Raw genomic sequence first — 25,159 nt, forward strand, 5'->3', positions numbered from 1 at the left:
CGGCGAACGGACTCAATACACGTCGCGCCGGTAACGTCCGTTCTCAAGCAGCGTTTCCACCGCGTCATCGCCCAGCGCCTCGCGCAGCACCTGGTCCACGCCTTCGGCCATGCCGTGCAGCGATCCACAGACATGGATCACCGCACCGCGTGCCAGCCACGCGTGCAGCTCATCCACCGCGGCGCGCAGTCGATGCTGCACGTAGCTGCCATCGTCGACGTCACGCGAATACGCCTGATCCAACCGCCGCAGGTGTGCGTCAGCCTGCCATCGGATGATGTCCTCGGCGAACAGGAAGTCGTGCGCGCGCTGGCGCTCGCCGAACAGCAGCCAATGACCGTGCTCACCGTGATGCGCCGCTTCGCGCAGCAGGCTGCGCAGGCCGGCGATGCCCGTGCCATTGCCGATCAGCACCATCGGTGCACCTGGCTGCCGATGGAAGCCCGGGTTGCGATGCACGCGGGCCGCAACTGCACCGTCCAACGGCGCATGCAGCGCCAGCCAGCCCGAGCCCAGGCCGGCGCGGCCGGCTGCGTCGCGGACCAGCCGCACCACCAGCTCCACTTCGCCATCGGCGGCGCAGGAGGCGATGGAGTACTCACGCCCGGGCAGTGACGGCAGGCCTGACAGCCACAGCCCTGCATCCTGCACCTGCAATGCGTTGCCGGGTTCGGGCAGCACCCGTTCGCTGGCCAGTTCCAGCAGCGTTCTGGTACCACCGTCGATCAGTACCGGTTGCAGGGGATCCAGGCCATGCGCCCGAAGCACCGCGTGCACATGCATCGCGTCGTGGCGTGGTGCGATCTGCAGGATGTCGCCTGCCTGCCAATCGACATCAGCCGGCGGTGCCAGGCGGATCTTCCAGATCTGGCCACCGACGCTGCCGGTGTTGAGCAGGCTGCGGCCGAGCAGACGCCAGTCATGCATCACCGTGGCCGCTGGCAGCGCGTTGTCATCGGTGTCGATGCCGGTCAGTCCGGCCAGCTGCAGCTGCCACTGGCGCAGTGCCGTCACCGAAGCCGCATCGACATCGATTCGCGCGAACAACGGCTGTGCACCCGCGCGCGTCAGCCAGTCATCCATCTGCATGCCGAACCCGCAGAACCGTTCGTACTGGTGGTCACCCAGCGCGAGCATGCCGTAACGCAGCCCGGCAAGGTCCGGCAGCTGTGCCAGCAGCTGGCGTGCGCTGCGCCGTGCGTTTTCCGGGGGTTCGCCATCACCGAAGGTGCTGAGCACGAACAGCGCCTGTGTGGTGGCCTGCAGCTGCGTGGCAGTCATGCGCGCAAGCGGCAGTACCTGCACCCCGTGGCCGGCCGCCTGCAGCTGTGCCGCCGCACGCCAGGCCAACTGTTCGGCCAGGCCGCTCTGGCTGGCATGCACCACCAGCCACGGCGTGCCGCCGGCGTGGCGTGCTGCTGCCGGAACGGTCTGCCGCAGCGCGCGCGCGGCGCGCTGGCCGCGGCGTCGGTCCAGGTACAACAGCCAGCCGGTGATGAAGAACAGGCACATGCCCAGGCTGCTGAGCATCACCACGATACGTCCGGGCATGCCGAAGAAGCTGCCCGAGTGCAGAGCGAACATGCTGGTGGTGAGCTGGCCGCCGGCCCCCTGGCGCGCGTAGGGGCGCGCGTCGAGAACCGCGCCGGTGGCCGGGTCGAGCTGCAGCAGGTCATGTGCGCGGTCATGGTGGCCGCCGCGCTGCGCGGGATCAGCCGACATCACCCGCACGTTGAGTGCTTGGCCGGGCTTCTCCGGCAGCCGCAGGTCGATGAAGCCCTGGCGCACGCCGGGCAGCGCATACAGCGTGGCCTCGACGTTGTGCAGATCGAGGGACAGATCGGTGGCGAGTGTGTGCTTGGCGGGGGGCGCGACACCCAGCAGCTGGGTCAGCCCGTTGCGGTACCAGTCGAACGACCACCACAACCCGGTCAGCGCGCTCATCAGGTAGATCAGCAGCACCCAGGTGCCGATCACCGAATGCAGGCTCCACAGGAAGCCGCGGCCCGTGCGCGCCCACTCCACCGCCAACCAGCTGCGCCAGTGCCACCAGCGACGTGGCCAGCGCAGGTACAACCCGGACAGGGTGAAGAACAGCAGGGCGATCGCGCAGCTGCCAGTGATCCACGAGCCGCGCTCGCCGGCAACCAGATGACGGTGCAGGTCCTCGACGAAATCGAAGAAGGCCTGCCCGCGCAGCGCGCTGAAGCGCTCGCCGCTGTAGGGGTCGAAATACACCCAGTGGTCCTTGCCACCGGCAAAGCGCGCAACAGACGGCCGCTGGCCGCTGGCATCCACCCGCAGCCGCTGCAGCGGCCGCTCGCTGCCCGCCTGCAGCAACGGCACCAGTTCACTCAACGCGAGCGGCTGCTGGTTGTCGGCATGGTGTTCGGCGATGGCGGCGAAGCCGGGATTGGCTGCGCGCAGCAGCTCATCCTCGAACGACAGGACGGCACCACTCAGGCCCATCACGGCCAGGATGGCGCCAGCGCTGATGCCCAGCAGCCAGTGCAGTTGGAACAGGACGTTCTTGAACATCGGGATCGAGGGCCGTCGAGGCTGCCGCCCGCATCCTGCGCAACAGCAAATGAGAATTAATCTCGTAATTCTCCGGGGCTCGGGCCGCTGCGGTCAAGGAGGGTTTGCCGGCAGGGCTGCGCCCTGCACCCGCAGAGGCCGGGGCCACTGCAACAGCAACAGCAACAGCCGAAGCTGGCTTCCTGTGGGGAGGCGGGGTGGGTCCGGTTGCGGGGGACGCCGTGAATCCGTCCCTGGAGGCTTGGGCGCGCCATCCATGGCGCTTACACCCCCGCAACCGGACCCACCCCGCCTTCGACAGTTTTCCGCGATCTGTCGGAATGGCGTTCTGTGTTGCTGTTGGTGGTTGTCGACCTTGGTCGACACGTAGATCCACGCCATGCGTGGATGCTCTTCGTTCAATTGTCGAAATCTTCGATTTCAATGGAGATTCATCCACGCATGGCGTGGATCTACTGGCCACCGGAAATCTGTCAGAGGTGGGGCGGTGTCGGAGTGCGGGGTGTCCGCGGCATGGATGCCGCGGCCAAGCCTACAAGGACGTACTTGCGGCGTCCCCGCAATCCGACACCGCCCCGCCATCCCACGGAAGCCCGCTGTTGCCGTTGCTTCGGCTGTTGCTGTTGCTTGAGAGCATCTGCAGGTGCAGGGCGCAGCCCTGCCGACCTTACTTCGTCCAGCCTTCGATCTCGCCGTGCGCGAACGGGCCGAGCTTGGCCTTCACCATCCGTCCCTGCGCATCGAACAGCACGCTGTAGGGCAGCAGGCCCTGCGCGTTGCCCAACTGCACGCTGGCATCGCGTGGGCCGGGGGTGTCGAGGACGATGGGATAGCCCACCGGCACCCGCTGCAGGAAATCGCGCACGCCGTCCGGCGTATCCAGCGCCAGGCCCAACACCTGTACGCCGTGCGCGCCCTGGCCCTCGGCAAAGCGGGCCAGTTCGGGCATCTCTTCCACGCACGGGCCGCACCAGCTGGCCCAGACATTGACCAGCAATGGCCGGCCGTTGAAACGTTCGCGGATATCCAGCGCGTTGCCGTCTGCATCGGGCAGGACCAGCGCCGGCAGCGGATCACCGGGGCGCAGCATCGGCAGCGCTGGCGGTGATACGGCAGCAGGCGCTGCGGTTTGCGCCGCCGGCGCCGGCGTCAGCCGATTGCCCGCCCACAAGCCAAGCCCGGCAGCCAGCACCGCTGTCCACAGCAGTGCTGGCCGTTGCCACTTCATCGCGCGGTACGCAGCAACGCTTCTTCCACCAGCGCCTGGGTCAGCAGGGTCGGCAGCACCGTCGGCGGTGCGCCGGGGCCGTACACCACGTACAGCGGCACGCCCACGGCCTTGTGCTCATCCAGGAACGCGGTGATCTGCGGGTCCACATTGGTGTAGTCGCCACGCATGTACACCGCGTTGGTGCGCTTGAGCAGTTCCTTGAACTCCGGGCGCGACAGCACCGCGCGTTCGTTGGCCTTGCAGCTCACGCACCAGTCGGCGGTCATGTTGACGAACACCACGCGGTTGTCGGCGCGCAGGCGGTCCAGCATCTGCGGCGAGTAGTCCACCACGTTCTCGCTGCTCGCCTGAGCGGCGCGTGCCGGCGGTGCCAGCTGGGTCACGCCCCACACCGGCACCAGCGCGGCAATCACCAGCAGCACGCCCAGCAGCCCGGCCGCGCGCTGGCTGCGCCAGCGGCTGCGCTCGAACAGCCACAGGCCACCGGTGAGCAGCAGCAGGCCACCCAGCGCCAGCGCCATGCCATCCACGCCGCGCTGCTTGCCCAGCACCCACAGCAGCCACAACGCAGCGGCGTACATCGGGAAGGCCAGCACGTGCTTCAGGGTTTCCATCCACTGGCCCGGCTTGGGCAGGCGACGGGCCAGCGCCGGCACGAAGCCGATCAGCAGGAACGGCAGGGCCAGGCCCAGGCCGAGGAACAGGAATACCAGCATCGCCGCGATCGGCGGCGCCACGAAGGCATAGGCCACCGCCGGGCCGAAGAACGGACCCACGCAGGCACTGCCGACCACGCAGGCCAGCACGCCGGTGAAGAAGTCGCCGGCCGGGCCACTGCGTCGTGCCAGCGACTGGCCGAAGTTGCCGATGCCGCCGCCCATGGTGAACACGCCGGACAGGCTCAGGCCCACCGCGAACATGATGTAGGCCAACGCCGCGACCACGCCGGGATGCTGCAGCTGGAAACCGATGCCGACCGCGTTGCCCAGCATGCGCAGGCCGACCATCAGCGCGCCGATCACCGCGAAGGCGACCAGCACGCCCAGCGTGTACCACATGGCATGGCTGCGGGCGCGCTCGGGGCTTTCGCCGCTCTGCGCCAGGCTCAGCACCTTCAACGAGAGGATCGGCAGCACGCAGGGCATCAGATTCAGCACCAGGCCTCCGCCCAGCGCCAGCAGCAGTACCCACAACAGCGAGCTGTCGGTTTTCGGCACGCGGCTGGGGGCTTTGGTACGCAGTGCATTGTCCTGCTGCGCATCAGCGGCGAAGGCATCGCGCGCGCCGCTGCTGGCGTCGGCAGCACCGGTGTTGGCCGGCGTGTCGTTGGGTACGGTCGGCAGCAGGCGCAGCGGCGTGCCGTTGGCGCCCTCACGGGTGCTGGCAGCGGCCGAAGGCGGCAGCGAGCGGATCACTTCGTCGCGTGCGGCAGGCGCATCGCCGGTGGCGTTGGCCTTGCCGGCCGGGATCGACAACTTCACCCGCCGGGTCATCGGCGGGTAGCAGATGCCATCGGTCTGGCAACCCTGGAAGGTCACCACCAGCGTGCTGTCGACGGCCTCGGCGCGGCTGCGGCGCAGCGGCACCGGCACTTCCACCTGGTTGAAATAGACCGCCACATCACCGAAGTGCTCATCGCGGTGCGACTGCGCCGCCGGCCAACGCGGCTTGTCGGCCAGTACCCCGGTGCTGCCTTCCAGCTTCAGCGAGGTGCGATCGCGATACAGGTAATAGCCCGGCGCCGGGCTGAAGCGCAGCAGCAGCGTGTTGCCATCGCTGGCGATGGCATCGAAGCCGAATGCCTGTTCCGACGGCAGCGGCAGCGCCTGGCTGTTGCTGGTGCCCGGCAGGCGCAGGCCACCGTTGCTGCCGGCACCGGCCAGCGGATTGTTGAACGCACTGGCGCCGGTGGCGCGCGCGGTTGGCAGCGCAGCAGCCGCACCGCCCGCGCCGGGCAGGGTCACCTGCACCACGCGCTTCTGCGGCGGGTAGCACACACCGGCATCGGCGCAGCCCTGGTAACGCACTTCCAGGCTGATGGTGCCGGCGGCATCGGTGGGCGCACCGGGCAGGGTGGCCTGCAGGCGCTCACGGTAGGTCTCCACCTCACCGAAGAAATCGTCGTGGTGCTTCTTGCCTGCGGGCATCTGCAGCGCGGCGGCATTGAAGGCCGGGTCGGCTTTCACCGTGGTGCGGTGGCGATACAGGTAGTAGCCGGGGGCGATCTTGAACTGCAGTTGGATCTGGCCACGTTCGGGCGCGCTGGCGGTCAGCGCGAACGCCTGGTCCACCGGCAGCAGATCTTTTTCATCCAGCGCGAAGGCCGGCAACGAAAGCCACAACAGGGCGCACAAGGCGGCGCCACGCGCAATCAGAGTCTTCAATCAGTGTCCTCCCGGGTCTGTGCCCGGATCCAGTCCAGATACGCCGGCAGGCCGGCCCGGGTTTCGACCGCGATGCACTCCGGGAGTTCATACGGATGCAGTTCGACGATCCGGGCGATGGCTTCATCGACACGGCTTGCGGTGGTCTTCACCAGCAGTTGCAGTTCGGCGTCGGTGGTCACCTCGCCCTGCCAGCGGTACGTCGACTGTGCGCCGTCCAGGCGGGTGACGCAGGCGGCCAGGTGCTCGGCGACCAGCGCGTGCGCGATGCGCTCGGCACTGGCCCGGTCCGGGCAGGTGGTCAACAGCAGCAGGACGGGATCGACGTTCGACATGACCGTCGAGTATAGGGCCGTCGCCGGGGCAGGGCCCGGCGACGGCAGTGGACCGCAGCGTTGCGCGGTCAGTTGGCCAGCTGGCAGGTGGCCGGCTTGGCCGAGGTGAACAGGGCCGGGGTGGCCCACTCGGGGTGGTCGATGAACGGGTTGCGGTTGCCTTGGAACGAGTAGATCACGTCATTGCGCGCCTGCTCGGCGGCATCCGGCGGATCGGACAGGTGCCAGTCGATCAGGGTCGACAGCAGCCCCATGTAGGCCGGCGAACTGCTGGTCTTGACGATCTTGCTGCGGTCGTCGGTCAGTTCCAGGTCCGGTTCGGACTGGCCGGTGGCCGCATCCTTGCCCCCTTCATAGCGGATGGCCATGTACATCACGGCACGTGCCATGTCGCCCTTGCGATGGCCCCACACCTCGAAGGTACCGGCATTGCCATCCGGCGTGCGCACCCAGTTCGAATTGCCCGGGTAACCACCGCTGCCGCCGCCGTGGCCGTTGTTGGCCTCGGTGGCACGCTCGCCACAGTTGGCATCGCACTTGCCGAACGGCTTGTTGCCGCGGTCGGCGTTCCACTGTGCGTCGGTCAGGTACAGCATGTGGGTGTCGGTGTAGGGCGCGTACGGCAGGCCCTTGTCGCCGGTGGTGCTGGCAAAGCCCAGCGAATTGGGCCAGGTGTGCTCGCGGTTGTACTTCAGGCCACCGCCGCTGCCGGCACGGTCGGTCACCTTGGTGTAGCTGCGGTTGCGATAGGCATCGAGGATCCGGCCGCTGTTGTTCGGATCTTCGTCGGCGATCTCCAGGATGGTCCAGGTGCTGGTGCCCGAGCCGCTGTACGGATACGCGGTGTGGCCCTTGATGGTGGCGTGCAGCGAGCAGCGCAGCTGGCTGGGGCTGCTGGTGTTGACCTTCGAGTAATAGCCCGCCGGGCCGCCGGGATTGCCCGGGTCCGGATTGCCGGTGGTGGTGGCCACGGTGAAGGCGATGCGGCTGTCGGTCGCCGGGCGGGCACCCTGCGCATCGGTGATGCGTGCGGCACGGATGTCGAAGCGGCAGGCTTCACCGGCGACCAGCGCGGTGTTGGTCGACAGCTTCACGCTCTTGCCGCTGGCCGGCCAGGTCAGCGGCACGCTGCCGGAAGTGCCGCAGGTCAATGCGAAGGCGCCGCTGGCGAGGTTGACCGTCTCGCTGAACACCACTTCCAGGTCGGCGGCGGCAGGGAAGGTGCTGCTGCCCTGTGCCGGCGTGGTGGTGGACACCGACGGCGGCGTGTTCGGGCCCGGGGTGCCACCGCCGCTGAAGGTCTGGTTGTTGTTGCAGCTGCCGAAGGTCTGCCTGGCCGATTCGGCCCAGGTGAAGTGCGCGTACTGGCTGCCGCTGCCGGTCAGCTGCAGCGAGGTGCCCGCCGCGGTGCTGTTGGTTTCGGCAACCGGAATGTTCTGGCTGGTCATGCCGGCGGCGGGGCCACCGGAGGCGGTGATCGCGCCCTCGTAGCTGAGGAACTGGACCACCTTGCCACTGGCGTCGACCAGGGCGATGCCGTCGTTGGGGCCGTTCTGCAGGCCGTTGGTGGGGTAGGTGACCACGGCCAGGGTGGCGCTGCCGCAGCTGGCGGCGGTTCCCGCCGGTACCGCGTTGTTGGCGTAGACCGTGGCGGCCGACGGATTGCTGCCGTTGTAGAGGTACAGGCGGTAGCCGGACAGGTCCTCGCCGGCGGTGGCGACCACTTCGATGGCTTCGCCGACGTCACCGGCAGCGGTGCTGTCGTCGTAGTGCAGTTCGTTGATGAAGACCTCGGCCTGGGCCGGCGCGGCAGCCAGTGCCAGCAGGCAGGCGGCGGCGAGCGGGGACAGCAATCGCATCGACTACTCCTTGTGATTGGGAATGCCGGGCCACCCTAAAGCCGATCTGGTGACACTTTGTCGTAAATGAACGCCAGATATCTGACAGTGAGACGGCGGTCACCAAATGCCCGCGATTTCCCCCTTGGCTTGCCGCGTCGCATCCCTATAAAGGCGTCCGCGCAGGAATGGAGCGCCGCCGGGTCTCCGCAGAAAAATTTCGGCGGCGGGCCTTGAAAGGCCTCCGGAGGTCTCCATCTCTGTCGTGCTCCCGACCTGTCGGGCTTTTTCACGCGCGTTGCTGGCAGTCGCCTGGTGCGAGTGCTAACATCGCCGGACTTTTTCAGACCAATCAATAACTTAAGAGGTCCCACATGAGCATCAAGCCGCTGCACGACCGCGTTGTGGTCAAGCCGATCGAAGCCGACGAAGTTTCCGCCGGTGGCATCCTGATCCCGGACTCCGCCAAGGAAAAGTCCACCAAGGGTGAAGTCGTGGCCGTGGGCCCGGGCAAGCCGCTGGACAACGGCACCGTGCGCGCGCCGTCGCTGAAGGTCGGTGACAAGGTCATCTACGGCCAGTACGCCGGCAGCTCCTACAAGAGCGAAGGCGTCGAGTACAAGGTCCTGCGCGAAGACGACGTGCTCGCCGTCATCGGCTGAGCGTCGGCGCGACCTGCTTCATACCCTGATTCCAAACACCCAGCCGCCGGGCATGGCCCGGCGCTACCAATGAGGTAACTGCAATGGCTGCCAAGGATATTCGTTTCGGTGAAGACGCCCGTTCGCGCATGGTGCGCGGCGTCAACGTTCTCGCCAATGCCGTCAAGGCCACCCTGGGCCCGAAGGGCCGCAACGTCGTGCTCGAGAAGAGCTTCGGCGCCCCGACCATCACCAAGGACGGCGTGTCCGTCGCCAAGGAAATCGAACTGGCTGACAAGTTCGAGAACATGGGCGCGCAGATGGTGAAGGAAGTCGCGTCGCGTACCAACGACGACGCCGGCGACGGCACCACCACCGCCACCGTGCTGGCCCAGGCCCTGATCCGCGAAGGCGCCAAGGCTGTTGCTGCCGGCATGAACCCGATGGACCTCAAGCGCGGTATCGACAAGGCCGTCGTGGCCGCCGTCGCCGAGCTGAAGAACATCTCCAAGCCGACCGCTGACGACAAGGCCATTGCCCAGGTCGGCACGATCTCGGCCAACTCGGACGAGTCGATCGGCCAGATCATCGCCAACGCGATGAAGGAAGTCGGCAAGGAAGGCGTGATCACCGTTGAAGAAGGCTCGGGCCTGGACAACGAGCTGGACGTGGTCAAGGGCATGCAGTTCGACCGCGGCTACCTGTCCCCGTACTTCATCAACAACCAGCAGTCGCAGACCGCTGACCTGGATGACCCGTACATCCTGCTGCACGACAAGAAGATCTCCAACGTCCGTGACCTGCTGCCGGTGCTGGAAGGCGTCGCCAAGGCCGGCAAGCCGCTGCTGATCGTTGCCGAGGAAGTCGAAGGCGAAGCGCTGGCGACCCTGGTGGTCAACACCATCCGCGGCATCGTCAAGGTCGTGGCCGTCAAGGCACCGGGCTTCGGCGACCGTCGCAAGGCGATGCTGGAAGACATGGCCGTGCTGACCGGCGGCACCGTGATCTCCGAGGAAGTCGGCCTGTCGCTGGAAAAGGCCACCATCAAGGACCTGGGCCGCGCCAAGAAGGTGCAGGTTTCCAAGGAAAACACCACCATCATCGATGGCGTGGGTGACAAGGCTGCGGTCGATTCGCGCGTTGCGCAGATCAAGACCCAGATCGAAGACACCTCCTCGGACTACGACCGCGAGAAGCTGCAGGAGCGCGTGGCCAAGCTGGCCGGTGGCGTTGCAGTGATCAAGGTCGGCGCTTCGACCGAAATCGAAATGAAGGAAAAGAAGGATCGCGTCGACGACGCCCTGCACGCGACCCGTGCGGCCGTTGAAGAAGGCGTGGTTCCGGGCGGCGGCGTTGCCCTGGTCCGTGCGGTCTCCGCGCTGGCTGGCCTGAAGGGTGCCAACGAAGACCAGAACCACGGCATCCAGATCGCCCTGCGCGCGATGGAAGCTCCGCTGCGCGAAATCGTCGCCAACGCTGGCGAAGAGCCGTCGGTCATCGTCAACAAGGTCAAGGAAGGCACCGGCAGCTTCGGCTACAACGCCGCCACCGGCGAGTTCGGTGACATGCTGCAGTTCGGCATCCTGGACCCGACCAAGGTGACCCGTTCGGCGCTGCAGAACGCAGCCTCGATCGCTGGCCTGATGATCACCACCGAAGCCATGGTTGCCGACGCTCCGAAGAAGGACGAGCCGGCCATGGGTGGCGCTGGTGGCATGGGCGGCATGGGTGGCATGGGCGGCATGGACTTCTAAGTCCCGCTGCGCCGGTAGCTGCCGACCCAGGTCGGCACGCTTCCCTGCTGCAATGAAAAACCCCGCCGCAAGGCGGGGTTTTTTTGTGGGCGATGATCGGTGTTCGCTGCGCAACTACCGGGCAGTTGCGGGAGTGTCCTGCAGCTGCGGCTTTTCACTGCGACGCAGGCAGATCCACTCGGCGCCGCTGCCGATCTGCACGCGGGTATCTGTCATGGCATCAGCGCCCAGAATCAACGCGGGCCGTTCTTTCAGTCCCAGCGAGGCAAACACCGGCAATTCACTGATGCGCACTTCCTGCGTCGGGTGTTCCCAGCTGCCCATGCGCAGTCCCGGCAAGGGCGCCAGCCAGGTTTCCACCACCCGTTCGCCGAGGCCCTGCGTACCTTTGGCGCGGACGGTCACTCGTGCGTCGCTGCCGTCGGTGCGAAAACCGAGTGCTGCAGCGGCGGCTGCATTGAGCACCGTCTGTGCCGCGCCGGTGTCGACAACCGCAATGACCTCGACGTCGGTACCGGGCACCTGCATCTGCACGAAGCCGAAGCGCTGCATGCTGGCATCGCGCACGGGCAGGGCATTGCGCAGGCATGCGTCATCGTGCACCAGCGATCCGGGCGGCTGCAGCAGCACCTGCTGCGCGGCGATGTCATAGGTGGTGTCGAAGCGGCTGGTGACATCGTTGCCGAGAATGCCGTCGATGCGGCGGCCAGTCCTGCCGGCAAGCCTGCTCAGATCGGTCTGCAGCATCGCAGCGTCAAAGGCGAAGGTGCCCAGGTGCCAGCTCGCGTTACGGGTGCGCCGCAGTACCGTGCTGCGGTCGGTAGCGCCTTCCACGCGTGTCTCGGCACTGGCCGCATCTTCCAGCCCACGGCGGCGGGCTGTCGCCTCATCCACTATGGTGGCGCCAGCGGCGCTGTCGATGACGAAGTGTAGCGGTTCGACGCTGTCGCCCAACTGCACCGCCACGGCGGGGTGCCCGCCCTGCATCCACATCGGCAGTACATGGGTTTGCGGGGCAGCCGGGGCGGCCATCAGCGGTGGCGTGGTCATGCAGGCAAGCGCCAGCAGGGTACGGATTCGCATCGTGCAGGTCTCCATTGGGGAGGCCATTGCAGCCCCCCCGCGTATCCGGCAGATGTCCGCTCCGGCATCGGCAGATACAGTCCTGATACAAACGCGCGCCATAATCGCCGCATGACTGCAGCAACCGACATCGTGGTGGTCGACGATGACCTCAGCATCCGCGAAGCGATTGCCGATTGCCTGCGCGCGCATGGCTACCACGTACGGGTGGCGGCGCACGCGGCCGCACTGGACGAACTGCTTGCCCAGCGGGGCACCGACCTGATCGTGCTGGACTGGATGATGCCAGGCGAAGATGGACTGTCGGTATGCCGTCGCCTGCAATCGAGTGGCACCCCGATCCTGATGCTCAGTGCGATGGCAAGCACGCCCGACCGCGTGATCGGCCTGGAAGTGGGTGCCGATGACTACCTGGCCAAGCCCTTTGACCCGCGCGAACTGCTGGCACGGGTACGCGCACTGCTGCGGCGGGTGCAGAAGCAGGCCGACAGCGCGCAGGCCGCGGTGCTGCACTTCGATGGCTGGCAGCTGCAGCTGGAACACCATCGCCTGCTGACGCCCGCCGGGGCCGACGTCACCCTCACCAGCGGCGAGTTCGCGCTGTTGTGCGCGCTGGCCGAGCGCGCCGGTCGCGTGCTCAGCCGCGAGCAGTTGCTGCTGTTTACCCGGGGCGATGCCAGCGAGTCGTTCGACCGCGCCGTCGATCTGGGTATCAGCCGCCTGCGGCGCAAGCTTGCGCAGGTCGCGCCTGGCGGCGAAGCACTGGTGCAGACGCTGCGCGGCCAAGGTTACCGGTTCTCCGCCTCGGTCAGCCGCCGATGAAGCGTCCCTGGCGGACCGCGACCTGGGTGGCACTGCTGATCCTGTCCACCCTGCTGGTGGCGCAGTTGGTCAGCTTTGCCGTGGTCTGGGCGGTGCCCAGCCCGGCCGCACCACAGATGAGTCTGCTTGACGCCGTGCAGGTCATGGGCGGTCGTGCGGCCGCTCCGTTGGGCCTGCGTCGCTGGAGCCAGGCCAACGCGCCGGCCGGCGTGGACAACGATTGGATGAGTGCCGTGGCAGCCGCGCAGCTGCAGGTGCCGCGTGCACGGGTGCGCACGGTCTGGCGGCGCACGCCCGACCCGGCCGTTGTACAGGTGCAGGTGATCAAGCAGGGGCAGCTGCTGCAAACCGGGCCCGAGCAGCGCGCCACGGTGGAACAGGCGCTGCTGCTGCCGGGCCTGCGCTGGCCCGCCTTTGAACTGGCAGTGCAGCAGCCCGATGGGCGGTGGAGCGTCGTGGGCGCCAACCACAGCGAGCTGCTGCAGTGGCGCCGGCAGGTGCTGCTGGCCCTGCTGGCCGGCGCTGTGCTGCTGGCGCCGCCGGCCGCCTGGCTGGCGCTGCGCCTGACGCGTCCGCTGCGGCGGCTGGCCGATGCAAGTGCGGATCTGTCGCTGCAGGCCAGCGCTCCCCTGCCGGTGGAAGGGCCGCACGAGGTGCAGGTGCTGGCCGCGGCAATGAACGCGGCGCGCGAACGCTTGCGCGGTCAGGCCCACGATGTGACCCGGATGCTGGCCGCCGTAGCCCACGACCTGCGCACGCCGCTGACCGGCCTGCGCCTGCGTGCCGACAGCGCGCCGCCAGCGCAGGCAGCGCGCATGGTGGCTGACATCGAACGCATGAACGCCATGATCGAGCAGGTTCTGGACTACGCGCGTGGGGAACTTGAACCTCCTGTGCTGCAGCCGCTGGATATCGTGGCCCTGCTGGACGACTGCGTGCAGTCGGCGCGCGGGCGTGGGGTGGTCATCATTGCCACATTGCCTGCCGAGCTGTCGTGGCACGCGGATGCGCTGCTGCTGAGGCGGGCGCTGGACAATCTGATCGACAACGCAGCGCGCTACGCCGGTGCAGTGGAGCTGCGTGTTGCACGGGTGGGACAGAGGCTGCATCTGGAGGTGCTGGATCGCGGTCCCGGCATCGCAGCGGCAGACAGGCAGCGCCTGCTGCAGCCGTTTCAGCGCAGCGAAACTTCGCGCAGTCGCGACACGGGAGGCGCCGGGCTGGGCCTGGCAGTCGCCGCCAACGCGGCGCACCGTCACGGCGGTGAACTGCAGTTGCTGGACCGTGAAGACGGCGGCCTTGTGGCGAGGCTGATCGTGGCGCCGTAAAGGCGCCTGCGCTATGCGTTACATCTATTTTCATACTATGATTAGGCGACTAATCATAATGAATGACGCGCGTGCTGGAATTCAAACACCTTGCCCTCATCAACGAAGCAGAGCGTCGTAGCGACGCAAACCTGGGCCCGCTGCGCCTGTGCTTCCAGCTGCTCGCCTTGTCCGGCGCGATCGACCGTGACTGCGCTGCACGGCTGGCACCGCACGGCCTCAGCGAAGGCCGCTTCGTCGTGCTGTTCCTGCTGCACGGCGCCGGCGGCATGTTGCCGCCGCACGAGCTGGCCGAACGTGCCGGCGTCACCCGCGCCACCATCAGTGGGTTGCTCGATGGCCTGCAGCGTGACGGCCTGCTGCAGCGGCACAGCGACGCCGAAGATGGCCGCCGTCTGCAGATCGTGCTGACGGCACGCGGCAGACGCCTGGCAGATGAGTTGTTCGACCAGCACACGCAATGGATCGGCGGACTGTTCAACGGTCTTGATTCCAGCGAACAGGCGCAGTTGTCGCTGCTGTTGGAAAAGGTCTGGCGACACACCGACGCAGGCCAGGAAACAGGCGCATGAGCACTGCCATCGCCTCCGCACGCCTGCAGGCACTCAATGCGGGCAGCGCCGCCAGCACGCATCTGGCCGAGTGCCTGGCGGTGGACTTCGCGGCGTTGCTGCAGGCAGTGGCACCGACCTTGCCACCGGCCGCGATACAGCGCATGCGCGCCGCCGCGGGCAAGGGAATCACCCAGCGCATGGCCCTGGCCGCAGCGCTGCTGCGCGAGACAGGGCAGGGCGACGTGCAGCACTGGCGGGCCCATCCTTCCGACACCGTGCGGGGGTGGGCGTGCTATCTGATCGGTGCTGACGCGCAGGCGACGTTGGCCGACAAGCTGCAGGCGACGCGTCCACTGGCAGACGATCCGCACTTCGGTGTGCGCGAATGGGCGTGGCTGGCGCTGCGCAGCGATATCGTCGCCGGGCCACTGGAGGCGCTCGCCCTGCTGCAACCCTGGACGCAGCAGCCTTCGCCACATCTACGCCGCTTCGCCTGTGAAGCGCTGCGCCCCCGCGGTGTCTGGGCCACGCATATTGCCTTGTTCAAGCAGCAGCCCGAGCACGTGCTGCCCTTGCTGGAAACACTGGCCGATGATCCAGAGCGCTACGTGCAGGACTCGGTGGGCAACTGGCTCAACGACGCCGGCAAGGGCCAACCCGACTGGGTGCGCACTGTGTGCAAGAAGTGGCAGTCAACGCACGACAGCGTCGCCAACGCCTACATCCGCAAACGCGCGCTGCGCTCGCTGTAACGCAGCACCGTTCACCCGTTTCCCGCTGATGCCGGCCGCTGGCCGGCAACCCCATGACCCTCAAGGAAGACCCCATGTCCCACCTCCTCATCGAGCTGTACACCGCGACGCCGGCCTGGAGAGCTTTGTCCGCCGAACAACGCAACACCTTCTTCAGCCGTATCGGCGCCGGCATGCAGCAGCTCGACCCTGCATGCATCGCACCGCTGGCGATGGGCCGCGTGGCCAGCGAGGTGCCACATGCCAGCGCCGCGCAGTACTACGCCGTCTGGCAGTGCGCCAGCCGTGCAGATGCCGATGCGCTGATGGCCGCCATCAGCGCCACCGGCTGGCATGACTACTTCGCCACCATCAATGCCGTGGGCGCCGTGGATGCGATGGCCCAGCACCTGGCGGACCTCGCAGCGCTGTAATTCGGCCTGCGGTGGCACATGCGCGTGTCATCCATTCCGGGTAAAGATGGCGCTCGGCCGTATCCATTCGCAGGGAAGTCGAGCATGCAGAGCAAGATCCAGGTGACGTTGTACGGAGCGCTGGGCAGCAGTCCTGCGCTGCAGGTACCCGGCCTGGAAGGGCCGGTGGTCGCCATCCAGGAAGCCACCCTGCGGCAGCTGGTGTCCGATCTGTATACGGCCAGGTCCATGCTCAACCCCGAACAGCTGGATGAGGCCCGGCAGGAACTGGACCGGGTAGTGGAGCGCTGGGTGGACATCCACGAAACGTTGCTGCTGGACGTGGAAGTGCATGGCGGCCGATAGTCCGCTGAACCGCGCCCGCAGTTGCGGATGAAACAGTTGGCACCTGCCAAAACCCTGTGTTATCAATAGATCCCATGAACGCAACCCACGCCAGCTTTTATTGGTATTACTTTCCGAAGCCCCCGGCGGAGGAAGGATTGCGCTCACCCTGAAGAAAGCTTCAGACGCATTCCCGAAAGCCGCCAGCGAACCTGGCGGCTTTTTTCATGTCGCCACGCTGCGGACCCCCAACGTTCCGTAGAGACCCCCACCATGCCCCCGCACACCGACGACCTGCGTATCCGCACCATCGAACCGCTGACACCGCCTGCCCAGCTGCTGGCGATGCTGCCCTGCGATGACGAAGCCTCCGACACCGTCAGCGCCTCGCGCGCGGCCCTGCACCAGATCCTGCATGGCCGCGACGACCGCCTGGCCGTGGTGGTCGGGCCATGCTCGATCCACGACCCGAAGGCCGCCATCGAGTACGCACAGCGCCTGAAGCCGCTGCGCGACGCGCTGGCCGGCGAATTGGAGATCGTCATGCGCGTGTACTTCGAAAAGCCGCGTACCACGGTGGGCTGGAAGGGCCTGATCAACGATCCGGACCTGGATGGTAGCTTCAAGATCGACAAGGGCCTGCGCATCGCCCGTGGCCTGCTGCGCGACATCAACAAGCTCGGCCTGCCTGCCGGTGTCGAGTTCCTCGACGTGATCTCGCCGCAGTACATCGCCGACCTGGTGGCCTGGGGCGCGATTGGTGCACGCACCACCGAAAGCCAGGTGCATCGCGAACTTGCGTCGGGGCTGTCGTGCCCGGTCGGCTTCAAGAACGGCACTGATGGCAACGTCAAGATCGCCGCCGATGCCGTGGGCGCGGCCTCGAACCCGCATCACTTCCTGTCGGTCACCAAGCAGGGCGGCACGGCCATTGTCTCCACCACCGGCAACCCGGACTGCCATGTGATCCTGCGTGGTGGCAAACAGCCGAACTACGACGCGGCCAGCGTCGCCGAAGCCTGCCAGGCGCTGGCCAAGGCCAAGCTGCCGATGCGCCTGATGATCGACGCCAGCCACGCCAACAGCCTGAAGAACCACGAAAACCAGCCGAAGGTGATCGAAGACATCGCCACCCAGCTGGAAGACGGCGAGCAGCGCATCGTCGGTGTGATGGTTGAAAGCCATCTGGTCGGTGGCCGCCAGGAGCTGGTCGAAGGCCAGCCGCTGGTCTACGGCCAGAGCATCACCGATGGCTGCATCGACTGGGATACCACCGTGACGGTGCTGGAGCGGCTGGCGGCTGCCGTGCGCGCCCGTCGCGAAGTGAAGGTGTCCGAAGCCGCCTGACGGCGGCACGTGTGTGGATGGCGGCCAGCGCCTGCGGGGGTGCGGCCGCGATCAGGGCCGGTCGGAGTTGGAGACCGGCCCGTCTGCACCGGCGATGCGCCTGGCGCTGCGTATGTGCGACAGCGCCAGGTACATCGCCGGGGTGGTGTGACCCCGACCCGGTTATGTAGATCCACGCCATGCGTGGATGAAGCCGCCCCGCTCAACGCCCCGCCCGCATCCTCGCCAGCGCCAGGTACATCGCCGGTGTCGTCTAGTCAGTAGATCCACGCCATGCGTGGATGAAGCCGCCCCGCTCAACGTCGCGCCCGCATCCTCGCCAGCGCCAGGTACATCGCCGGTGTCGTCTAGTCAGTAGATCCACGCCATGCGTGGATGAAGCCGCCCCGCTCAACGTCGCGCCCGCATCCTCGCCAGCGCCAGATACATCGCCGGTGTCGTGTACAACGTCAGCCACTGGCTGACCAGCAACCCGCCGACAATGGCGATGCCCAGCGGCTGCCGCAGCTCCCAGCCTTCGCCGTTGGCCAGCATCAGCGGCAGCGTGCCCAGCAGTGCCGCCAGCGAGGTCATCAGGATCGGCCGCAGGCGCAATCGCGCCGCTTCCATTACCGCATCGCGCGCGCTCAGCCCGCGACGCTCGCCGGCCAGCGCGAAGTCGACCAGCAGGATGGTGTTCTTCATCACCACGCCCACCAGCAGGAACAGGCCGAGCAGGGCGATCAGGTTCAGTTCGTTGCCGAACAGCCACAGCGCAAGCAACGCACCGATACCGGCCGACGGCAGCGTGGACAGGATCACCAGGGGCTGCAGGAAGCTCTCGTAGAGGATGCCCAGCACCAGGTACACCGCCAGGGTGGCGCCCAGCACCAGCCACAACTGGCGCGACCGCAGCTGCTCCAGGCCACCGGCCTCGCCGGACAGCTTGGCCTGCACCGAGCGCGGCAGCATCAGTGTGGCCATCGCCGCATCAATGGCCTGCGTGGCCTGCTCCAGGCCCACGCCCGGAGCCAGCGCGAACTCGATCCAGATCGAGGCGAACTGCTCGCTGTGGTACACGCGGTCCGGCGCCATGCCGTAGCGCCAGCTGGCGATGCTCGACAGCGGAATGCGCTGGCCGCCGCCATCGATCACCTGCAACCGTGCCAGCGTGCCCGGGTCCTGCGTGTGCTTCGGGTCCAGCTCCATCACCACCCGGTACTGGTTGAGGCTGTCGTACAACGTGGCGACCTGGCGCTGGCTGAAGGCGTTGTTGAGCATGTTGGCCACGGTGCGCAGGTCCACGCCGTGGCGCGCGGCGGCCTCGCGGTCGATGTCCAGCATCACCTGGCGCATGCCGGCCTCGCCCTGCGCTTCCACGTCCACCAGTTCCGGCAGGCCACGCAGCGCAGCAGCGACCTTCGGTGCCCATTGGCGCAATGGCGCGGTATCGGCCGACAGCAACTGGAACTCGTACTTGCCGCTGCTGCCGGCGCCTTCCAGGCGGATGTCCTGGTCCACCCACAAATAGAGGTTGCCCCCAGGCAACTTGGGCAGGCGTGCACGCAGGCGGTCGATCACCTGCTGGCTGGAGACGCCGCGCTCGGCCAGCGGCTTCATCTTGATCATGATGAAGGCGTTGTTGACCCCGTTGCTGCCACCGATATAGCCGATGATGTCCTCGATGGCCGGGTCGGACAGCAGCAGTTTGCGGTAGGCATCGATCTTCGGCTGCATCGCCTGGAAGGACAGGCCGTCATCGCCACGCGCGAAGCCGCGCAGCTGTGCGGTGTCCTGCTGCGGCACGATGCCCTTGGGTACCTGCTGGAACAGCCAGGCATTGAGTGCGATCACCGCCACGAAGGCCAGCAATGGCCAGCGCAGTTGCCGCAGGCTGGCCTGAAGAGTGCGCAGATAGGCGCCACGCACGCGCTCGAACAGCGCATTGCTGCCGCGCTGCCAGCGCGAGGGTTGTTGTGCGTCATCGACGAACACGCGCGCGCACAGCATCGGCACCAGGCTCAGCGCCACCAGCACCGACACCGTCATCGCCGCCACCAGGGTCAGCGAGAATTCGCGGAACAGGCGCTCGACGAAATCGTCCAGGAACAGGATCGAGACGAACACCACGGCCAGCGCCAGGTTCATCGACAGCAGCGTAGCGCCCACTTCCGATGCACCGCGCACCGCCGCCTGCCAGCGGTCGGCACCCAGCTCGCGATGGCGCGCGATGTTCTCCAGCACCACGATGGCGTCATCCACCACCAGCACCGCCGCCACGATCAGGGCCATCAACGAGAGCGTATTGAGCGAGAAGCCCATCAGCGCGATCAACGCCAGCGTGCCGAACAGCACCACCGGAATCGCGACACTCGGTACCAGTGCTGCGCGCCAGTGGCCGAGGAAGCCGAGCACCACCAGCACCACCAGCGCGATCGCCAGCAGCAGGGTCACTTCTGCTTCGTGCAGGGTGGCGCGGATCACCGGCGAGCGGTCCATCACCAGCCGCATGTCCACCGTGCTCGGCAGCAGGGCGTGCAGCTGCGGCAGCTGCGCCTGGATCGCATCGACGGTGGCGATGATGTTGGCGCCGGGCTGGCGGCTGACGATCAGCAGTACGGCCGGGCGTTCGTTGTGGAAGCCACTGGCATAGCGATCCTCCACGCCGTCGGCGACGGCGGCGACATCGCCCAGCCGCAGCAGGCGATCATCGCTGGCCTTCAGCGCCAGCTCGCGATACTGCGCGGCCTGGCGCAGCTGCAGCGGCGCCTCCAGTTGCCAGTGCTGGTTCGCGCCTGCGACCGCACCCAATGGGCGCACCGCGTTGGCGCGGCTGATCGCCTGTGCCACATCCTCCAGCGCCAGCCCTGCGTGATTGAGGGCATTCGGGTCCAGCGATACGCGAACCGCCGGCAGCGCGCTGCCGCCCACCTGCACTTCGCCCACGCCCGGCACCTGCGACAGCTTCTGTGCCAGCACGGTCGAGCCGAGGTCGTACAGCTGGCCCGGCGAGAGCGTGTCCGAAGTCAGCGCCAGCGCCAGGATCGGCGCCTGCGACGGGTTGACCTTGCGGTACTGCGGCATGCCGGGCATGCCGCTGGGCAGCTGGCCGCGAGCGAGGTTGATCGCGGCCTGCACTTCGCGCGCGGCCTCGTCGATATCGCGGCCGAGCACGAACTTCAATTCGATCTCGGTCTGCCCCTGGGTGCTGGCTGAATCGATGCGCGAGATGCCGGGCAGGCTGCCCAGCGCACGCTCCAGCGGCGTGGCCACGGTCGCCGCCATCGATTCGGGCGAGGCGCCGGGCAGGCTGGCGCTGACTTCAATGGCCGGATAGTCGACCTGGGGCAGCGGTGCCACCGGCAGCAGGCGCAGCGCCAGCAGGCCGGCCAGTACCAGCGCCACCGCCAACAGGAGGGTCGCCACCGGACGCTGCACGCAGGCCTGTGCCAGGCGTGCCACAGGGGTCATGCGCTGGCCTCGTCTGCTGTTGCCGGTGCCGCCGCGCGGCGACGCTGCAGACGGTCGAAGGCCAGGTAGATCACCGGCGTGGTGAACAGGGTCAACACCTGGCTGACCATCAGGCCACCCACCATCACCCAGCCCAGCGGCTGCCGCAGCTCGGCGCCCGAGCCCGTGGCCAGCATCAGCGGTACCGCGCCGAACAACGCCGCCAGGGTGGTCATCAGGATCGGCCGGAAGCGCAGCAGCGCCGCCTGGTGGATCGCTTCACGCGGACTCATGCCGCGCGTGCGCTGCGCGTCCAGCGCGAAGTCGATCATCATGATCGCGTTCTTCTTCACCAAGCCGATCAGCAGCACGATGCCGATCACCGCGATCAAATCCAGGCTGCGTCCGCTCACCCACAACGCAGCCAAGGCGCCCACGGTTGCCGAGGGCAATGTGGAGAGGATGGTGATGGGATGGATGAAGCTCTCGTAGAGCACGCCCAGCACGATGTACATCACCACCACCGCCGCCAGGATCAGCCACAGCGTGCTCGACAGCGAGCTGCTGAAGGCCGCCGCCGCGCCCTGCAGGCGCAGCTCGATGCTTTGCGGCAATGCCACCTGCGCCCGCGCGGCATGCACCGCATCCACTGCTTCGCCCAGCGATGCGCCGGGTGCCAGGTTGAACGACAGCGTGGCCGCCGGGAACTGGCCGACATGGTTGCGCAGCAGCGCCGTCGGCCCCTGCTCGACGCGCGCCACCGCCCCCAACGGCACGGTCTGGCCGTTGCTACTGCGCACGCGCAGGCCGCTGATCGCCTCCGGCCCCGGTTGCCGCGCCGGATCGGCCTCCAGCACCACCCGGTACTGGCTGGCCTGGGTGAAGATGGTGGAGATCTGCCGTTGCCCGTAGGCGTCGTACAGTGCGTCGGCCACCGCTTCCACGCTCACGCCCAGACGTGCGGCGGCATCGCGGTCGATGCTCACCCTGGCCTGTCGGCCCTGCATCTGCAGGTCGCTGGCCACATCGCGCAGCGCCGGCGACTGGCGCAGCGCGTGCAGCAGCTTCGGTGTCCAGGTTTCCAGCGTCTGCAGGTCCGGCGTGGTCAGGGTGAACTGGTACTGGTTGCGGCTGATGCGGTCTTCGATGCCCAGCTCCTGCACCGGTTGCAGATACAGGGTGATGCCGGGAATTCTGGCCACGCGCTGCTGCAGCCGTGCCATCACCACGTCGGCACTCTCGCGCTCTCCGTGTGGCTTCAGTTCGATCAGCAGGCGGCCGGTATTGAGGGCCGCATTGTTGCCGTCCACGCCGATGTAGGAGGACAGGCTGGCCACGGCCGGGTCCTGTTCGATGGCCGTGGCCAGGGCAAGCTGGCGCTCGCGCATGGCCTGGAACGAGATCGCCTGCGGGGCTTCGCTGATGCCCTGGACCAGGCCGGCATCCTGCACCGGGAAGAAGCCCTTGGGCACGGCGAAGTACAGCGCCACGGTGAGCGCAAGCGTGGCCACCGTCGCCAGCAGCATCAGCGGCTGACGCTGCAGCACCCAGCGCAGCTGGCGGTCGTAGAGGGCGATGATGTGGTCGAAGACATCGCGCTTTGGTGGGGATGGGGTCGGAGCCCCAAGGGGATCCGACCCCACGGCCGGGGTCAGATCCCCTTGGGGCTCTGACCCCGTGGCATGCGGCTTCAGGAAGCGCGCGCACAACATCGGCGTCAAGGTCAGCGACACCAGCAGCGAAATGCCGATGGCTACCGCCAGCGTCACCGCGAACTCATGGAACAGCGCGCCCACCAGGTCGGCCATGAACAGCAACGGGATCAGCACGGCGATCAACGAGACCGTCAGCGAGACCAGGGTGAAGCCAATCTCGCTGGCTCCCTTCAATGCCGCCTCGCGCGGGCTTTCGCCGTCTTCCAGGTGGCGGGCAATGTTTTCCAGCATCACGATCGCATCGTCCACCACGAAACCGGTGGCAATGGTCAGCGCCATCAGCGTGAGGTTGTTGAGCGAATAGCCGGTCAGCAGCATCACCGCGAACGTACCGATCAGCGACAGTGGTACCGCCACGCTGGGAATCAGCGTGGCCGGCAGGTTGCGCAGGAACACCCAGGTCACCAGAACCACCAGCGCGATGGCCAGCACCAGTTCCTTCTGTACGCCGCGCACGGACGCACGGATCGATTCGGTGCGGTCGCTGAGCACGCTCATCTGCACGCCGGCCGGCAGAGTGGCCTGCAGCTGCGGCAGCAACGCACGCAACTGTTCGACCACGGCAATGACGTTGGCGCCTGGTTGGCGCTGGATGTTCACCAGTACCGCCGGGGTGGTGCCGCTCCATGCCGCCAGCTGGCGGTTCTCGGCGCCGTCGGTGATGGTGGCCACGTCGCCCAGCCGCAGCGGTGCGCCCTCGCGCCAGGCCAGCACCAGCGCGCGGTACTCGGCCACGCTGCGCATCTGGTCGTTGGCATCGAGCATCACCGCGCGGATCGGGCCATCGAAGCTGCCCTTGGGCAGGTTGACGTTGGCGGCGGCGATCGCGGTGCGGATGTGGTCCATGCCCAGGTTGTTGGCGGCCAGCGCGCCCGGATTGACCTGGATGCGCACGGCCGGGCGCTGGCCACCGGCCAGGCTGACCAGACCGACACCGGGCAGCTGTGCCAAGCGCTGCGCGATGCGGGTGTCGACCAGATCGTGCACCTGCGGCAGCGACAGGCCCTGCGAAGTCACCGCCAGGGTCAGGATCGGCGTGTCGGCCGGATTGACCTTGCGGTACACCGGCGGCACCGGCAGATCACCGGGCAGGAAGCTGCCGGCCGCGTTGATCGCCGCCTGCACGTCCTGTTCGGCCACACCCAGCGACACCTCCAGGCCGAACTGCAGGGTGATCACCGAGGCGCCGCCGGAGCTGGTGGACGACAGCTGTTTCAGGCCGGGAATCTGCCCGAGCTGGCGCTCCAGCGGCGCAGTGATGGTGCGCGTGGTCAGCTCCGGGCTGGCACCGGGATACAGCGTGGTGATCTGGATGATCGGGTAGTCGACCTGCGGTAGCGCCGCCACCGGCAGCAGGCGATAGGCCAGTACCCCGGACAGCAGCAGCGCCACCATCAGCAACGTGGTGGCGACCGGGCGCAGGATGAAGGCGCGCGAGAGGTTCATGCGCCGGCCTTGGGCGATGCCTCCTCGGTGATGATCTCCACCGTGGTGCCGTCTTCCAGTCCGTCGATGCCTTCGATCACCACCTTGTCACCGGCTACCAGGCCGGAACGCACCGCAACGCGACCGTCATCGGCCGGGCCGAGCACCACCGTGCGTCGTTGTGCCTTGTTGTTCTTGTCGATGATGTGCACGTAGTTGCCCTGGCTGCCGAACTGCACGGCGGCATCGGGAACCAGCAGCGCGGGATGCTCACCCAGCTGCAGGCGCACATTGACGAACTGGTTGGGGAACAGCGCCTGATCGGCGTTGTCGAACTGCGCGCGCAGCTTCAGCGTGCCGGTGGCGGTATCGATGCGGTTGTCGACGCTGGACAGGGTGCCGCTGGCGAGCTGCCGGCGTTCTTCGCGGTCCCAGCTCTCCACCGCCAGCGCCGGCTGCGCCTGTACGGCATCGAGCAGGGCGGGAAGCTCTGGTTCGGGCACGGTGAACAGCACGCTGATCGGCGCCGTCTGCGCCAGCGTGACCAGGCCTTCGGTGTCACTGGCGTGCACCAGGTTGCCTACGTCCAGCCGGCGCAGGCCGACTCGGCCGCTGACCGGGGCGACGATGCGGGTGTACTGCAGCTGCAGTCGCGCTTCGTCCACCGATGCCTGGTCGCTGAGGCGACGCCCCTGCAGTTGCCGCACCTTGCTCTGCTGGTCGCTCAGTTCCTGCGCGGACACGTAGTTCTGGCGCTGCAGTTCGCGGTAGCGCTGCAACTGGCGCTCGGCGTTCTCCAGCTCGGCCAGGTTCTGCTGCTGCGTACCCTGTGCGTGCGCAAGCTTCACCTGGTAGGGGCGGGGATCGATCTGCGCCAGCAGTTCACCGGCCTTGACCTGCTGACCCTCCTGGAAATGCAGGTGCATCAGCTCGCCATCCACGCGGCTGCGCACCACCACGCTGTGCAGCGGGGTGACCGTACCAACCGCCTTCATCCGCAGCACCAGTGGTTCGGCACTGGCACGGGCGATGCGTACCGGCACTACCTTGCCGGCACCAGCTTGTTCGCCACCGTCCGCCTCGGCCTGCGGCCACAGCCACCACGCCAGGCCAGCGACAAGGGCAAGGCCGGCAACGACCAGCAGCGGGCGGGCACGGCGAAAGCGGGAGTTTTCGGCGACAGACATGGGGCATCCTGCGCCCTGCGTGCACGCAGGGTCATGCGGGCCCGTCGGCACCACGAAGG

The 25,159-nt window shown here is 67.4% G+C and carries 18 protein-coding genes; 9 read left to right on the plus strand and 9 right to left on the minus strand.

Annotated features, from left to right (window positions below; all coding sequences use genetic code 11):
- Positions 1-12: 12 nt before the first annotated feature.
- From CR919_RS13800 to CR919_RS13825, 5 genes are all read right to left on the minus strand, one after another.
- Positions 13-2,538, minus strand: a complete 2,526-nt coding sequence (locus CR919_RS13800; RefSeq protein ID WP_099820493.1) for a sulfite reductase flavoprotein subunit alpha — start codon at positions 2,536-2,538, stop codon at positions 13-15.
- A 667-nt stretch (positions 2,539-3,205) separates the two neighbouring features.
- Positions 3,206-3,766 (minus strand): TlpA disulfide reductase family protein, encoded by a 561-nt coding sequence (locus tag CR919_RS13810; RefSeq protein WP_099820494.1) that lies wholly within the window; start codon positions 3,764-3,766, stop codon positions 3,206-3,208.
- Complete coding sequence (locus CR919_RS13815) at positions 3,763-6,153, minus strand: protein-disulfide reductase DsbD (RefSeq protein WP_099820495.1); 2,391 nt, start codon at positions 6,151-6,153, stop codon at positions 3,763-3,765. The genes CR919_RS13810 and CR919_RS13815 overlap by 4 nt, the downstream gene beginning before the upstream one ends.
- Entirely contained in the window at positions 6,150-6,488 is a 339-nt protein-coding gene (gene cutA, locus CR919_RS13820) for a divalent-cation tolerance protein CutA (protein WP_099820496.1), read from the minus strand. The genes CR919_RS13815 and cutA overlap by 4 nt, the downstream gene beginning before the upstream one ends.
- Before the next feature lie 68 nt (positions 6,489-6,556).
- Entirely contained in the window at positions 6,557-8,347 is a 1,791-nt protein-coding gene (locus CR919_RS13825) for an endonuclease (protein ID WP_099820497.1), read from the minus strand.
- A 353-nt stretch (positions 8,348-8,700) separates the two neighbouring features.
- Here CR919_RS13825 and CR919_RS13830 point away from each other — a divergent pair, with 353 nt between their 5' ends.
- Together CR919_RS13830 and groL are read left to right on the plus strand one after the other, a co-directional pair.
- Positions 8,701-8,988, plus strand: a complete 288-nt coding sequence (locus CR919_RS13830; protein ID WP_089237231.1) for a co-chaperone GroES — start codon at positions 8,701-8,703, stop codon at positions 8,986-8,988.
- Between the two features lie 83 nt (positions 8,989-9,071).
- Positions 9,072-10,721: a chaperonin GroEL gene (gene groL / locus CR919_RS13835; RefSeq protein WP_025878650.1), complete on the plus strand. Its 1,650-nt coding sequence runs from the start codon at positions 9,072-9,074 to the stop codon at positions 10,719-10,721.
- Positions 10,722-10,835: 114 nt separating this feature from the next.
- Here groL and CR919_RS13840 read toward each other — a convergent pair whose 3' ends face one another.
- Complete coding sequence (locus tag CR919_RS13840; protein ID WP_099820498.1) at positions 10,836-11,804, minus strand: aspartyl protease family protein; 969 nt, start codon at positions 11,802-11,804, stop codon at positions 10,836-10,838.
- 111 nt (positions 11,805-11,915) lie between these two features.
- On the opposite strand from CR919_RS13840, the gene CR919_RS13845 reads away from it, so the two are divergent.
- From CR919_RS13845 to CR919_RS13875, 7 genes are all read left to right on the plus strand, one after another.
- Positions 11,916-12,626: a response regulator transcription factor gene (locus CR919_RS13845; RefSeq protein ID WP_099820499.1), complete on the plus strand. Its 711-nt coding sequence runs from the start codon at positions 11,916-11,918 to the stop codon at positions 12,624-12,626.
- Positions 12,627-12,658: 32 nt separating this feature from the next.
- On the plus strand, positions 12,659-13,954 hold the full coding sequence (locus CR919_RS13850; RefSeq protein ID WP_099820628.1) for an ATP-binding protein: 1,296 nt from the start codon (positions 12,659-12,661) through the stop codon (positions 13,952-13,954).
- A gap of 71 nt (positions 13,955-14,025) precedes the next feature.
- A complete protein-coding gene (locus tag CR919_RS13855; protein WP_099820629.1) occupies positions 14,026-14,526 on the plus strand; it encodes a MarR family transcriptional regulator in 501 nt (166 codons plus the stop codon).
- Positions 14,523-15,260, plus strand: a complete 738-nt coding sequence (locus CR919_RS13860; protein ID WP_099820500.1) for a DNA alkylation repair protein — start codon at positions 14,523-14,525, stop codon at positions 15,258-15,260. The genes CR919_RS13855 and CR919_RS13860 overlap by 4 nt, the downstream gene beginning before the upstream one ends.
- 74 nt (positions 15,261-15,334) lie before the next feature.
- Positions 15,335-15,673: a DUF6616 family protein gene (locus tag CR919_RS13865; protein ID WP_099820501.1), complete on the plus strand. Its 339-nt coding sequence runs from the start codon at positions 15,335-15,337 to the stop codon at positions 15,671-15,673.
- Between the two features lie 84 nt (positions 15,674-15,757).
- Complete coding sequence (locus CR919_RS13870) at positions 15,758-16,018, plus strand: hypothetical protein (protein ID WP_025878654.1); 261 nt, start codon at positions 15,758-15,760, stop codon at positions 16,016-16,018.
- A 252-nt stretch (positions 16,019-16,270) separates the two neighbouring features.
- A complete protein-coding gene (locus CR919_RS13875; RefSeq protein ID WP_099820502.1) occupies positions 16,271-17,344 on the plus strand; it encodes a 3-deoxy-7-phosphoheptulonate synthase in 1,074 nt (357 codons plus the stop codon).
- A 390-nt stretch (positions 17,345-17,734) separates the two neighbouring features.
- On the opposite strand, the gene CR919_RS13880 is transcribed toward CR919_RS13875, so the two are convergent.
- The 3 genes from CR919_RS13880 to CR919_RS13890 are packed head-to-tail and all read right to left on the minus strand — an operon-like array spanning position 17,735 to position 25,100.
- Positions 17,735-20,794, minus strand: coding sequence for an efflux RND transporter permease subunit (locus tag CR919_RS13880; protein ID WP_099820503.1), 3,060 nt, complete (start codon positions 20,792-20,794; stop codon positions 17,735-17,737).
- Positions 20,791-23,934 carry a multidrug efflux RND transporter permease subunit gene (locus tag CR919_RS13885; RefSeq protein WP_099820504.1) on the minus strand — a complete coding sequence of 1,048 codons (3,144 nt, stop codon included), beginning with the start codon at positions 23,932-23,934 and terminating at the stop codon, positions 20,791-20,793. The genes CR919_RS13880 and CR919_RS13885 overlap by 4 nt, the downstream gene beginning before the upstream one ends.
- The gene (locus CR919_RS13890; protein ID WP_099820505.1) at positions 23,931-25,100 is read right to left on the minus strand and encodes an MdtA/MuxA family multidrug efflux RND transporter periplasmic adaptor subunit; all 1,170 of its coding nucleotides are present in this window, start codon (positions 25,098-25,100) and stop codon (positions 23,931-23,933) included. Before CR919_RS13890 ends, CR919_RS13885 begins: the two co-directional genes overlap by 4 nt.
- Between the last annotated feature and the right edge of the window lie 59 nt (positions 25,101-25,159).

Origin of the sequence: Stenotrophomonas sp. LMG 10879, from assembly GCF_002750935.1 — a bacterium.
Classification (GTDB): Bacteria; Pseudomonadota; Gammaproteobacteria; order Xanthomonadales; family Xanthomonadaceae; genus Stenotrophomonas; species Stenotrophomonas lactitubi_B.

Excerpts from the sequence above, each read along its gene's own strand:
- CR919_RS13885 (WP_099820504.1), bottom strand. The coding sequence starts at position 23,934 with ATGAACCTCTCGCGCGCCTTCATCCTGCGCCCGGTCGCCACCACGTTG.
- CR919_RS13880 (WP_099820503.1), bottom strand. The coding sequence starts at position 20,794 with ATGACCCCTGTGGCACGCCTGGCACAGGCCTGCGTGCAGCGTCCGGTG.
- CR919_RS13890 (WP_099820505.1), bottom strand. The coding sequence starts at position 25,100 with ATGTCTGTCGCCGAAAACTCCCGCTTTCGCCGTGCCCGCCCGCTGCTG.
- CR919_RS13825 (WP_099820497.1), bottom strand. The coding sequence starts at position 8,347 with ATGCGATTGCTGTCCCCGCTCGCCGCCGCCTGCCTGCTGGCACTGGCT.
- CR919_RS13800 (WP_099820493.1), bottom strand. The coding sequence starts at position 2,538 with ATGTTCAAGAACGTCCTGTTCCAACTGCACTGGCTGCTGGGCATCAGC.
- CR919_RS13810 (WP_099820494.1), bottom strand. The coding sequence starts at position 3,766 with ATGAAGTGGCAACGGCCAGCACTGCTGTGGACAGCGGTGCTGGCTGCC.
- CR919_RS13870 (WP_025878654.1), top strand. The coding sequence starts at position 15,758 with ATGCAGAGCAAGATCCAGGTGACGTTGTACGGAGCGCTGGGCAGCAGT.
- groL (WP_025878650.1), top strand. The coding sequence starts at position 9,072 with ATGGCTGCCAAGGATATTCGTTTCGGTGAAGACGCCCGTTCGCGCATG.
- CR919_RS13860 (WP_099820500.1), top strand. The coding sequence starts at position 14,523 with ATGAGCACTGCCATCGCCTCCGCACGCCTGCAGGCACTCAATGCGGGC.
- cutA (WP_099820496.1), bottom strand. The coding sequence starts at position 6,488 with ATGTCGAACGTCGATCCCGTCCTGCTGCTGTTGACCACCTGCCCGGAC.
- CR919_RS13845 (WP_099820499.1), top strand. The coding sequence starts at position 11,916 with ATGACTGCAGCAACCGACATCGTGGTGGTCGACGATGACCTCAGCATC.
- CR919_RS13830 (WP_089237231.1), top strand. The coding sequence starts at position 8,701 with ATGAGCATCAAGCCGCTGCACGACCGCGTTGTGGTCAAGCCGATCGAA.
- CR919_RS13865 (WP_099820501.1), top strand. The coding sequence starts at position 15,335 with ATGTCCCACCTCCTCATCGAGCTGTACACCGCGACGCCGGCCTGGAGA.
- CR919_RS13840 (WP_099820498.1), bottom strand. The coding sequence starts at position 11,804 with ATGCGAATCCGTACCCTGCTGGCGCTTGCCTGCATGACCACGCCACCG.
- CR919_RS13875 (WP_099820502.1), top strand. The coding sequence starts at position 16,271 with ATGCCCCCGCACACCGACGACCTGCGTATCCGCACCATCGAACCGCTG.